The following is a 12,085-nucleotide window of genomic DNA, read 5'->3' on the forward strand; positions in this document are numbered from 1 at the left end:
GCTCCGTAAAATTCCCCGTTCGAAAGCGGGCGCGAGTCGGAGCGCTGCGCGGGTGATCAGGGAAACGGCAGCGCGATGACGGTGACAGAGGACGGGTCTGCGTCCATGGAGGTCCCCCTGGACGTCCCCACGGACGCCTCCATGGACGAGGTGGTCTACGGGCCCGGTATCGACCCCGAGCGGCTGGCCGTCTGCCTGAGCGTGCTCGAGGAGCTGGACCGGCTCGACGTCGACCACCCCGACGCGATCAGGGTGCGCCGGGCCACCTCGCACATCTACCGCACGGTCAAGCAGCGCCGCCGCCAGGAGCGCCGGGCCGCCAAGACGGCGCACGACCGCGCCGTCACCGAGGCCACCGCCACCGGCTCCGCCGAACGCATCGACGACGAGACCGAGGGCGTCCTGCCCTCCTCCAAGGTCGACGAGGGCCGGATCGCGGGCATACTCCAGCGCCCGCGCTCCTGCTACATCTGCAAGCAGCGCTACGTCGAGGTCGACTACTTCTACCACCAGCTCTGCCAGCGGTGCGCCGACGAGAACCGCGCCCGGCGCGACGCCCGCGCCGACCTCACCGGCAAGCGCGCCCTGCTCACCGGCGGCCGGGCCAAGATCGGCATGTACATCGCGCTGCGCCTGCTGCGCGACGGCGCCCACACCACGATCACGACGCGCTTCCCGAACGACGCGATCCGCCGGTTCAAGGCCCAGCCCGACAGCGACGAGTGGATCCACCGGCTGAAGATCGTCGGCATCGATCTGCGCGACCCCGCCCAGGTCGTCGCCCTCGCCGACTCCGTCACCGCCGAGGGCCCGCTCGACATCCTGATCAACAACGCGGCCCAGACGGTACGGCGCTCCCCGCAGGCGTACAGCGAGCTGCTCGGCGCCGAGTCCGCCCCGCTGCCCGCCGGTGAACTCCCGGCCGCCGAGGTGATCGGCACCTTCGGCTCCGGCGCGGTCGCCCAGCTGCCGGTCGCCGGCGGCGGCGCGCTGACCGCCCAGGACGTCACCGGCCTCGCGCTGGTCTCCGGCTCGGCGTCGCTGGAGCGCATCGCGGCCGGTACGGCGATCGACGCCGGCGGTCTGGTGCCCGACCTGCACGACACCAACAGCTGGGTGCAGACGGTGGAGGAGGTGACCCCGGTCGAGCTGCTCGAGGTCCAGCTCTGCAACTCCACGGCCCCGTTCATCCTCATCAGCCGCCTGCGCCCGGCGATGGCCGCCGCCAAGTCCCCCCGTACCTACATCGTGAACGTCTCCGCGATGGAGGGCGTCTTCGACCGCGGCTACAAGGGCGCCGGCCACCCGCACACCAACATGGCCAAGGCCGCCCTGAACATGCTCACGCGCACCAGCGCCCAGGAGATGTTCGAGAAGGACGGCATCCTGATGACGGCCGTGGACACCGGCTGGATCACCGACGAGCGCCCGCACCCGGACAAGGTGCGCCTCGCGGAGGCCGGCTTCCACGCCCCCCTCGACCTGGTCGACGGCGCCGCCCGCGTCTACGACCCGATCGTGCGCGGGGAGGCGGGCGAGGACCTGTACGGCGTCTTCATGAAGGACTACGCACCCGGCAAGTGGTGACCGGCGCCGGTGCCGTGCCCGGCACCGGGACCCGCCATCCGGACGGCCGCCCCCTGGACGGCTGTCGCCCGGACGGCTGTCGTCCCGTCGGCCATCACCCCGATGACCGTCACCCCGAGGGCCGACGCCCGTACGGCCGTCACCCGTACGGCCGTCACCCGTACGGCCGTCGCGCGGACGGCCGTCAGTCCAGCGCGCCGAGCCGCGCGTGCCGGGCCGCCACCAGCTCCAGAACCGTGCGCCAGTCCTCCAGTACGCCCGCGTCGAAGCCCGCCGTCCGGGCCTCCTCGGCCGCCTGACGCAGCCGCGGCACGTCCTCGTCGGCGGGGAACGCCTCCCCGCGTACCAGCCGGTACACCCGTTCCCCGAGCAGGGAGCGCACCGCCCCGGCCGCCCTGCGGGCGCGCGCCGTCTCGTCGCCCGGGCCCAGCGACGGCCCGATGCCGTGCACCAGGGCGGCCACCTGGAGCTCCTTGTCGGCGGGACGGCCGCGGCGCAGCAGCGCCGCGGTCCGCAGCGCGTGCCGGTGCGGGCCGGCGTACAGCAGATCCATCAGCTCCTCGACGCTGCGCAGCTCCATGCGTCAGTCCTCTCGCGAGTCAGCCGTTGCCGCGCCAGCAGAGCATGACGAGCTTGCCCCCCGGCCAACGGCACCTGAACTGCGCCGGGTCCGCACGGGCGGACGCGGGCCGAACCGGCGGCGCGTGCGCCGATGTAGGCCGAGTGGGTGATTGACCGCGTCGCACGAGTGATGCGCTTTGTGTCAAGAAGCCTCATATTGAGGGGTATTGGCAACCGGGCGAAGCGTATTGGTTACACCATGTTTTCACTCCCTATCGAGCGGATGACTGCTCATTTGGTTAATCTGAGGTGGACGGACAGCAGTACGGGGTCCCACCCACACCCATCGTCCGTCCTGGGGTGAGCCGGTCGACAACGGCCTGCTCTGTCTTGAGATGCCGGCGCCACCGCGTCCGAACTGGCCTTCCAACCAGACCCGAACGGGCGTCGAACGCCGGAGCGCAGACCGCCCGGTACGCCCCGAGGGTGACCGACACATAAGGAGTGCGCGGTGACACCGGAGAAGACGAATCGCGAACAGCGCCCCAAGGAACGCTCGGAGCGCGCGGGCCGACGGCCCGGAGAACTCGGCAGCCTGGACGTGTGGGCCCGGTCCGCCCCGATCCGCCTCGCGGGTTACGAGGACGACCTCGCCGAGCCCCACATCCTGCCGAGCGTGGACTGACCCCCGGGCCGGACCCGTCGCGATCGCCGCACGCATGGGCGTGGCAGACTCGCGCCCATGCCGATCAGAGAAGCCGTGGCCGCGGACTGGCCGCGCATCTGGCCTTTCTGGCACCGGATCGTCGCCGGCGCCGAGACCTACACCTGGGACCCGGACACCACCGAGGAAGCCGCCCGCGCCCTCTGGATGAACCCGGCCAAGCGGGTCTACGTCGCCGAGGACCCGGCCGGAGCCGTGGTCGGCTCCGCCTACCTCACCCCCAACTACGGCGGCCCCGCCGCCCGCGTGGCCAACGCCGGCTTCATGGTCGACCCGGACCACACCGGCCGGGGCGTCGGCCGCGCCCTCGCCGAGCACGTCCTGGCCGAGGCCCGGACCCACGGCTACCGTGCGATGGTCTTCAACGCCGTGGTCGAGACGAACCCGGCCGTCGGGCTCTGGACCTCCCTCGGCTTCAGCATCCTCGGCACCGTCCCGGAGGCGTACGAACACCCCCGGCACGGCCCGGTCGGCCTGCACATCATGTACCGGGCCCTGGACTGAGACGCTACGGCCGGTCCGGCACGGGTGCCGTCCGCTGCCACGGGCTCAGCTCCTCCAGTTCCTGCGCCAGCTCCAGCAGGACGGCCTCCGTGCCCGGGCGGCCCACGAGCTGGACGGCGCACGGCGCGCCGGAGGGCAGGGTGCCGAACGGGACGGACATCGCGGGCCAGCCCGTCAGGTTCCACGGCGGCGTGAACGGCGAATACGCCGTGTTGGCGAGGACGTTGCGCAGCCAGCCGCGCTCGTGCCACGGTCCGGCCTGCGGGGAACGGCGGGCCAGCGCCGGGGTGAGCAGGACGTCGTACGCGGTGAGGAAGGGGGTCAGCCGGGCGCGCAGCCGCTCGCGGGCGTCGCCGGTGCGGACCGGGCCGACGAAGCGGCGGCCCACGGCCGCGTGCACCCGGGTCCGGCGGGCCAGCCGACCCCGGTCCAGGCCCTCGGCGTCCACCGCCGTCCCGGCCGTCCAGTGCTGGAGCGCCGTCACCCCCAGCGACAGCGGGTACGGCGGCTCGGCCCGCCGCACCTGGTGCCCGGCCCGCGCCAGCACGCCGGCGGCCTCCCGGACCGCGGTACGGTACGGCCGGCTGACGCTCACCCCGGCGAGCGGGCTGCGCACGGCGGCGGCGACCCTCCGGGGCGTCCGCTCCACCCGGCGCTCGAACCCCGCGTCCGCGAGGACCGCCAGCATCAGCCGCAGATCCCCGACCGTGGTGGCCAGCGGGCCGTTCTCCGACATGCCGAACCAGTCGCCGTTGCCGATCCCCGCCGGGACCACGCCGTGCCCCGGCTTCAGCGTGACCAGCCCGCAGTTCGCGGCCGGGATGCGCAGCGAGCCCATCCCGTCGTTGCCGAGCGCCAGCGGCACCAGGCCCGCGGCGACCGCCGCCGCGCTGCCTCCGGAGGACCCGCCCGCCGTGCGCGAGAGGTCCCACGGATTGCGGGCGGTGCCGAACGGGCCCTCCGTGGTGCCGAACACGCACAGCTCCGGCACGTTCGTCAGGCCCACCACCACCGCGCCGGCCGTCCGCAGCCGGGCCACCGTGACGTGGTCCTCGGCGGCCGGGGTGTCCGGGGTGGCGGCGGAGCCGTCGCGGTGCGACTCGCCCCGCACCGACAGGTTGTCCTTGACCGCCAAGGGCACACCCGCCAGCGGCAGTTCGCCGAGGTCGCCGCGGGAGGCCACCTCGTCGGCCTCGGCGAGCGCCGCCTTCGCCCGGACCTTGCGGAAGGCGCCGACCCGCCGGTCGAGCCGGTCGATCCGGGCGAGGTGGTCGGCCACCACCTCGCGGGGCGTGACCCGCTTCTCGCGGACGGCGGCGGCGATCTCGACAGCGGTCCGGCCGGCCCAGCTGCTCACGGGCGCTCCTCGTTACTGATCGGTACGGAAGACGGGCAGGGAGAACTCTGCCCGTTCGGGGTGCCGCACGTCGAGAGCCCGGACGACCGTCCGGCGCGCGGCGCGAGCGGGCGGCACGGTTCGAACCGCGCGCCGTAGGGGAGCTGTACCTCTCGTCGGCCCCCGCGGCCGTCACGCACCCCCGGTCACCCGCGCAGCCCCGGCCCCCGACGCAGCAACGGAGGATCCCGCATGCATGACGACCGCACTCTGGTGGAGGCCCGCCTCGGGCGCGTCCTCGCCGAACGCATCCGCCCCGCCGTGTACCCCGAGTCCGTGCCGCTCCAGGTCGCGGTGTGGCACGCGCCCGGCGAACCCGTGCCGGTCGCGGAAGGCCTCGCCGCCGAGCCCGAACCGATCGCGGTGGGCGCCCGGTGGGGCGCGCCGTGGGGCACCAGCTGGTTCCGGGTGACCGGAACCGTGCCCGTGGCGTGGGCCGGGAGGACCGTCGAGGCGCTGCTGGACCTGGGCTTCGACGAGAACATGCCCGGATTCCAGTGCGAGGGTCTCGTTCACCGGCCCGACGGCACCCCGGTGAAGGGTCTCAGCCCGCGCAACCAGTGGGTGCGCGTCGGCGCCCCCGTCGCGGGCGGCGAGCAGGTGCGCCTGCACATCGAGGCCGCCTCCAACCCGGTCATCCTGGGCCACCACGACTTCCGGCCCACCCCGCTCGGCGACAAGGACACCGCCGGGCGGGAACCGCAGTACACGCTCACCCGCATGGATCTCGCCGTCTTCGACGACAACGTGTGGCAGCTGGTGCAGGACCTGGAGGTGCTCGGCGAGCTGATGGCCGAGCTGCCCGTGGACTGCGCGCGCCGCTGGGAGGTCCTGCGCGCGGTCGAACGCGCCCTGGACGCCGTCGACCTCCAGGACGTGAACGGCACCGCCGGCCGGGCGCGGGCGCGGCTGACCGGGGTGCTGTCCACGCCCGCCGTGCCGTCCGCGCACCGGATCAGCGCCGTCGGGCACGCGCACATCGACTCGGCGTGGCTGTGGCCGCTGCGGGAGACCGTCCGCAAGGTGGCCCGCACGACGGCGAACATGACCGCGCTCGTCGAGGACGAACCGGAGTTCGTGTTCGCCATGTCGCAGGCGCAGCAGTGGGCCTGGGTGAAGGAGCACCGGCCCGAGGTGTGGGCGCTGGTGAAGAAGGCGGTGGCCCAGGGGCGGTTCGTGCCGGCCGGCGGGATGTGGGTGGAGTCGGACACCAACATGCCCGGCTCGGAGGCGATGGCCCGGCAGTTCGTGCACGGCAAGCGGTTCTTCCTCGACGAGTTCGGCATCGAGAACCAGGAGGCCTGGCTGCCGGACACCTTCGGCTTCGCCGCGGGACTGCCGCAGATCATCAGGGCGGCCGGCTCCCGGTGGCTGCTGACGCAGAAGATCTCCTGGTCGCAGACGAACAGCTTCCCCCATCACACGTTCTGGTGGGAGGGCATCGACGGCACCCGGATCTTCACCCACTTCCCGCCCGTCGACACCTACACCTGCTCCATGACGGGCGCCGAGATCGCCCACGCGGCCCGCAACTTCAAGGAGAAGGGCAGGGCCCGGCACTCCCTCGCGCCCACCGGCTGGGGTGACGGAGGAGGCGGCACGACCCGCGAGATGGTCGCCAGGGCGGCCCGGCTGCGCGACCTCGAAGGTTCCGCGACCGTCACGTGGGAGACCCCGCGCGCGTTCTTCGAGCGGGCCGAGGCCGACTACCCCGAACCGCCCGTCTGGGTGGGCGAGCTGTACCTCGAACTGCACCGCGCCACCCTCACCAGCCAGGCCCGCACCAAGCAGGGCAACCGGCGCGGCGAACACCTGCTGCGCGAGGCCGAGCTCTGGGCGGCGACCGCGGCGGTACGCGCCGGGTTCCCGTACCCCTACGAGGAGCTGGACCGGATCTGGAAGACCGTCCTGCTGCACCAGTTCCACGACATCCTGCCCGGCTCGTCCATCGCCTGGGTGCACCGCGAGGCCCGCGCGACGTACGAGCGAGTGGCCGCCGAACTGACCGCGGTCATCGAGTCCGCCCAGCGTGCGCTGGCCGGTGACGGCACCCTCCCGCTGCTCTTCAACGCGGCCCCGCACGCCCGCCGCGGCGTCCCGGCGGGCGGCGCCGCCACCCCGGCCGTCAGTGGCGGCACGACGACGGTGGCGGCCCGCGCGGGGGGCGGGTTCACCCTGGACAACGGCCTGCTGCGGACCGGCGTCGACGCCCGGGGGCTGGTCGTCTCCGTCCACGACCCCGCGGCCGACCGCGAGTCGATCGCCCCCGGAGCCGCCGCGAACCTCCTCCAGCTCCACCCGGACTTCCCGAACATGTGGGACGCCTGGGACGTCGACGCCTTCTACCGCAACACCGTCACCGACCTCACCGACGCCGTGTCGGTCACGGCCGGCGAGGACGGTACGTCGGTGCGGATCGTGCGTGCTTTCGGCGCGTCCCGCGTCACCCAGGTGCTGTCCCTGCCGCCGGGGGAGCGGCGGCTGCTCATCGACACCGAGGTCGACTGGCACGAGACGGAGAAGTTCCTCAAGCTGGCCTTCCCCCTCGACGTGCACGCCGAACGGTACGCCTCCGAGACCCAGTTCGGGCACGTCCACCGCCCCACGCACACCAACACCTCCTGGGAGGCGGCCAGGTTCGAGGCCTGCAACCACCGCTTCGTCCACCTGGAGGAGCCCGGCTGGGGCGTGGCGGTCGTCAACGACTCCACGTACGGCCATGACGTGACCCGCACGGTCCGCGCCGACGGTGACCGCGGTACGACGACGACGGTCCGGGTGTCGCTGCTGCGCGCCCCGCGCTTCCCCGACCCGGAGACCGACCAGGGCGTCCACCGCTTCCGGCACGCCCTGGTCCCCGGCGCCTCGATCGCCGACGCGGTCCGCGAGGGCTGGCGGATCAACCTGCCGGAACGGCACACGACCGGTGCCCGTGCGGTCGCCCCGCTGGTCACGGTGGACGACGACGCGGTGGTCCTCACGGCCGTCAAACTCGCCGACGACGGCAGCGGCGACGTCGTCGTCCGCTTCCACGAGGCCCACGGCGGCCGGGCCCGCGCCACCCTCACCGCGGGCTTCGCGGTCGCGGACGTCACGGTGACGGACCTGCTGGAACGGCCGGGCGGCGACGGACGGCCGCCGGTGCGCGAGGGCGGGCGGATCACCGTACTGCTGCGGCCGTTCGAGCTGATGACGCTGCGGCTGCGCAGGGGCTGACCGGAGACGGACGCGCGTGAGCCGGGCGCGGGCCGGTGCGCGGCGCGGCCCCGAGCGGGGTCAGCCGTCGAGCTGCGAGCGCAGCCACTGCTCCACCCCGCCGACGTGGACCGTGGCCGCCGCCCGTGCCGCCTCCGGGTCGCGGGCGGCGAGGGCGCGGTGGATGGCGGCGTGCTCGCGGCGGGTGCGGGCGAGGGCGCCGTTCTCCTGGTGACCCCGCCGGACGCGGGCGCGGAAGGTCCGTGAGGACAGGCCGTCCAGGATGGCTGCCATGGTCGCGTTGCCCGCGGCCAGGGCGATCTCGCGGTGGAAGGCGAGATCGTGGGTGAGGACCTCCTCGGGGTCCTCGGTGGCGTCCATCGCCGCCAAGTGCTGCTCCACCGCGGCGAGCTGCTCGGCGGTGATGCGCGCGGCGGCCAGCGCGGCCGCCGTCGACTCCAGGCTCCGGCGCACCTCCAGCAGCTCCACCAGCCGCGGCCCCCGGGACAGGCCGGCGACCACCCCGAAGGTCTCCAGCAGATCGCCTGCTTCGAGCGCGGTGACGTAGATACCGGAGCCGTGCCGGGCCTCCAGCACGCCGAGGACCGTCAGCGCGCGGATCGCCTCCCGTGTCGAGCTGCGGGACATCCCCAGCAGGACGGCGAGTTCACGCTCGGTCGGCAGCCGCTGGCCCGGCTCCAGCCGGCCCTCGGCGATCATCGCCTTGATCTCCTCGATGGCGCGCTGGGGCACCGTGCCCTTCCGCGGGGCCGCCTCGTCCACGCCAGTCCTCCAGTCGCCGGGTGCGTCGCAGTCTAGCCAGCCCACTGGTCCGACCACTACGCGTCGAAACCCCGGTTTTTACGCACCGAAGGCTGTCCGGTCGCCACAGTGGTCTGATAAGTATGCGGACGTCCACCGTCCTCACCCCTCCGGAGAACCGCCGGCCACCGCACGCACCGCACCGCCGCCGCCACCGTCACCGTCACCGGAAAGGGCCTCCGTGTCCCACGCCCCTGCCCGCATCACCGCGGTAGACACCCACGACGTCCGCTTCCCCACCTCGCGCGAGCTGGACGGCTCCGACGCGATGAACCCGGACCCCGACTACTCGATGGCCTACGTCGTCCTGCGCACCGACGCCGCCGACGGGCCGGAGGGACACGGGTTCGCGTTCACCATCGGGCGGGGCAACGACGTCCAGGTCGCCGCGATCGACGCACTGCGGGACCATGTCCTCGGCCGCGCCGTCGAGGACCTCTGCGCCGACCCCGGCTCGCTGCTGCGGGACCTGACCGGCGACAGCCAGCTGCGCTGGCTCGGGCCCGAGAAGGGGGTGACGCACATGGCGGCCGGGGCCGTCGTCAACGCCGTCTGGGACCTCGCCGCCCGGCGGGCCGGCAAGCCGCTGTGGCAACTGCTCGCCGACGCCGAACCCGAGTGGCTGGCCGGGCAGATCGACTACCGGTACCTCACCGACGCGCTCACCCCCGAGGAGGCCCTCGCCCTGCTGAGACGTGGCCGGCAGGGTGCCGGGGAACGCCGGGCGCGGCTGCTGGAACGCGGCTTCCCCGCCTACACCACCTCCCCGGGCTGGCTCGGCTACGACGACGACAAGCTCCGCCGGCTCGCCGCGCGGGCCGTCGCCGACGGCTTCCGGCAGATCAAGCTGAAGGTCGGCGCCGACCTCGCCGACGACATCCGGCGCTGCCGGGTGGCCCGCGCCGCCGTCGGACCGGAGATCCGCCTGGCCGTCGACGCCAACCAGCGCTGGGACGTCGGCGAGGCGATCCGCTGGACCAGGGCCCTGGCGGGGGCCGGCCTGTACTGGATCGAGGAACCCACCAGCCCCGACGACATCCTCGGCCACGCGGCGATCCGCCGCGCGGTCCACCCGGTGAAGGTCGCCACCGGCGAACACGCCCACAACCGGGTCATGTTCAAGCAGCTGCTCCAGGCCGGCGCCCTCGACATCGTGCAGATCGACGCGGCCCGCGTCGCCGGGGTAAACGAGAACCTCGCCATCCTGCTGCTCGCGGCGAAGTTCGGCGTCCCGGTGTGCCCGCACGCGGGCGGGGCCGGCCTGTGCGAACTCGTCCAGCACCTGTCGATGTTCGACTACCTGGCCCTCTCCGGCAGCACCGAGGACCGCGTCATCGAGTACGTCGACCACCTCCACGAGCACTTCGTCACCCCGGTCGTCATCCGCGACGGCCACTACACGGCCCCCACCGCGCCCGGCTTCTCCGCGGCCCTGCGTCCGGAGTCCCTCGCGCGGTACGCCTTCCCCGGCGGCGCCCACTGGGCCGCCGGCCCCGACACCCCGGAAGGACGGGCGCAATGAGCGACTTCGCGGGCCTGCGGGCCCTGGTCACCGGCGGCGCGTCCGGCATCGGGCGGGCCACCGCCGACCTCCTCGCCGCCCGTGGCGCCCGGGTCGCCGTGCTCGACCTGGACCCGTCCGGGGTGGAGCCGCCGATCCTCGCGCTGCGCGCCGACGTCACCGACGACAGCTCGGTGCGTACGGCCGTACAGGAGGCCGCCGCAGCGCTGGGCGGGCTGGACGTCCTGGTGAACAACGCGGGCATCGGCGCCCAGGGCACCGTCGAGGACAACGACGACGCCGAGTGGCGGCACGTCTTCGACGTCAACGTCCTCGGCATGGTCCGCACCGCCCGCGCCGCCCTGCCGTATCTGCGCCGCTCCCGTCACCCGGCGATCGTCAACACCTGCTCGATCGCCGCCACCGCGGGCCTTCCGCGGCGCGCCCTGTACAGCGCGACCAAGGGCGCCGTGTACTCCCTGACCCTCGCGATGGCCGCCGACCACGTCGGCGAGGGCATCCGCGTCAACTGCGTCAACCCCGGTACGGCGGACACCCCGTGGGTCGGCCGCCTGCTGGACGCGGCCCCCGACCCGGCCGCCGAACGCGCCGCGCTGGAGGCCCGCCAGCCCACCGGGCGGCTCGTCACCGCCGCCGAGGTCGCGGGCGCCGTCGCCTATCTGGCCAGCCCCCTGTCCGGCGCCACCACCGGCACGGCCCTCGCCGTGGACGGCGGCATGCAGGGCCTGCGACCGCGGCCGGCGGTGGACCGGTGACCGCCCTGGGCCGCAGCGGCGTCGAGGTCGGTCCCCTGGGACTGGGCGCCGCCGCCCTCGGCAACCTCTACACCGCGGTGGACGACGAGCAGGCGTACGCGACGGTGCGGGCCGCCTGGCAGCGCGGCATCCGCTACTTCGACACCGCGCCCCACTACGGGCTCGGCCTGTCCGAACGCCGCCTGGGCGCCGCCCTGCGCGAGTACGACCGCGCCCGCTTCACGGTGTCCACGAAGGTCGGCCGCCGCCTGGACCCGGCCGACGGGACCGGCGACGACCTCGCCCACGGCTTCGCCGTCCCCGCCACCCACCGCCGCGTCTGGGACTTCACCGCCGACGGCGTGCGCCGCACCCTGGAGGCGAGCCTGGACCGCCTCGGCCTCGACCGCGTCGACGTCGTCTACCTCCACGATCCCGACGACCATGCCGAGCAGGCCTTCCGCGAGGGCTATCCCGCCCTGGAACGGCTCCGCTCCGAGGGCGTGGTGAGGGCCATCGGCGCCGGCATGAACCAGGCGGAGATGCTCACCCGGTTCGTCCGCGACACCGACGTGGACGTGGTGCTCTGCGCGGGCCGGTACACCCTGCTCGACCAGAGCGCGGCGGCCGAGCTGCTGCCCGAGGCCGCCCGGCGCGGGGTGTCCGTCGTCATCGGCGGCCCCTTCAACTCCGGTCTGCTGGCCGACCCCACCCCGGAGTCGACGTACAACTACACGCGGGCGCCCGGGGACCTGCTGGACCGTGCCCTGCGGCTGAAGGCGGTGGCGGACCGGCACGGCACCACCCTGCGCGCCGCCGCCCTGGCCTTCTGCGCCGCGCACCCGGCCGTGGCGAGCGTTCTGGCCGGTGCCCGGTCGGCGGCCGAGGTCCACGACTGCGCCGACCGGTTCGCCGCCCCGGTACCGGACGCCTTCTGGCGGGAGCTGCGCGAGAGCGGCCTGCTGCCCCCCGGGGAGCCGGCATGACGGCCGCCCCGTGGACCGCACGGCGCGGGGCACCGAGCACCGGTCCGGAACCGG

10 protein-coding genes are annotated in these 12,085 nt (G+C 74.1%); 7 read left to right on the top strand and 3 right to left on the bottom strand.

Annotated elements, in window-relative coordinates; genetic code table 11:
- Positions 1 to 105: 105 nt before the first annotated feature.
- Positions 106 to 1,587 (top strand): SDR family NAD(P)-dependent oxidoreductase, encoded by a 1,482-nt coding sequence (locus tag ABZ117_RS18850; protein ID WP_356822279.1) that lies wholly within the window; start codon positions 106 to 108, stop codon positions 1,585 to 1,587.
- 184 nt (positions 1,588 to 1,771) lie between these two features.
- On the opposite strand, the gene ABZ117_RS18855 is transcribed toward ABZ117_RS18850, so the two are convergent.
- The gene (locus tag ABZ117_RS18855) at positions 1,772 to 2,167 is read right to left on the bottom strand and encodes a hypothetical protein (protein WP_356822112.1); all 396 of its coding nucleotides are present in this window, start codon (positions 2,165 to 2,167) and stop codon (positions 1,772 to 1,774) included.
- Positions 2,168 to 2,659: 492 nt separating this feature from the next.
- On the opposite strand from ABZ117_RS18855, the gene ABZ117_RS18860 reads away from it, so the two are divergent.
- Positions 2,660 to 2,833 (top strand): hypothetical protein, encoded by a 174-nt coding sequence (locus ABZ117_RS18860; protein WP_356822114.1) that lies wholly within the window; start codon positions 2,660 to 2,662, stop codon positions 2,831 to 2,833.
- A 57-nt stretch (positions 2,834 to 2,890) separates the two neighbouring features.
- Positions 2,891 to 3,376, top strand: a complete 486-nt coding sequence (locus ABZ117_RS18865; RefSeq protein ID WP_356822116.1) for a GNAT family N-acetyltransferase — start codon at positions 2,891 to 2,893, stop codon at positions 3,374 to 3,376.
- 4 nt (positions 3,377 to 3,380) lie between these two features.
- Here ABZ117_RS18865 and ABZ117_RS18870 read toward each other — a convergent pair whose 3' ends face one another.
- Entirely contained in the window at positions 3,381 to 4,733 is a 1,353-nt protein-coding gene (locus ABZ117_RS18870; RefSeq protein WP_356822118.1) for an amidase, read from the bottom strand.
- A gap of 231 nt (positions 4,734 to 4,964) precedes the next feature.
- On the opposite strand from ABZ117_RS18870, the gene ABZ117_RS18875 reads away from it, so the two are divergent.
- On the top strand, positions 4,965 to 7,988 hold the full coding sequence (locus ABZ117_RS18875; protein WP_356822120.1) for a glycoside hydrolase family 38 C-terminal domain-containing protein: 3,024 nt from the start codon (positions 4,965 to 4,967) through the stop codon (positions 7,986 to 7,988).
- A 60-nt stretch (positions 7,989 to 8,048) separates the two neighbouring features.
- Here the strand turns inward: ABZ117_RS18875 and ABZ117_RS18880 are convergent, their stop codons facing one another.
- A complete protein-coding gene (locus ABZ117_RS18880) occupies positions 8,049 to 8,750 on the bottom strand; it encodes a FadR/GntR family transcriptional regulator (RefSeq protein WP_356822122.1) in 702 nt (233 codons plus the stop codon).
- Positions 8,751 to 8,970: 220 nt separating this feature from the next.
- On the opposite strand from ABZ117_RS18880, the gene ABZ117_RS18885 reads away from it, so the two are divergent.
- The 3 genes from ABZ117_RS18885 to ABZ117_RS18895 are packed head-to-tail and all read left to right on the top strand — an operon-like array spanning position 8,971 to position 12,031.
- Positions 8,971 to 10,311, top strand: coding sequence for an L-fuconate dehydratase (locus tag ABZ117_RS18885; protein ID WP_356822124.1), 1,341 nt, complete (start codon positions 8,971 to 8,973; stop codon positions 10,309 to 10,311).
- Positions 10,308 to 11,066 (top strand): SDR family oxidoreductase, encoded by a 759-nt coding sequence (locus tag ABZ117_RS18890; protein ID WP_356822126.1) that lies wholly within the window; start codon positions 10,308 to 10,310, stop codon positions 11,064 to 11,066. Before ABZ117_RS18885 ends, ABZ117_RS18890 begins: the two co-directional genes overlap by 4 nt.
- Entirely contained in the window at positions 11,063 to 12,031 is a 969-nt protein-coding gene (locus ABZ117_RS18895) for an aldo/keto reductase (RefSeq protein WP_356822128.1), read from the top strand. The genes ABZ117_RS18890 and ABZ117_RS18895 overlap by 4 nt, the downstream gene beginning before the upstream one ends.
- Positions 12,032 to 12,085: the final 54 nt, after the last annotated feature.

The organism is Streptomyces sp. NPDC006309, from assembly GCF_040613095.1.
In the GTDB taxonomy this organism is placed as follows: domain Bacteria; phylum Actinomycetota; class Actinomycetes; order Streptomycetales; family Streptomycetaceae; genus Streptomyces.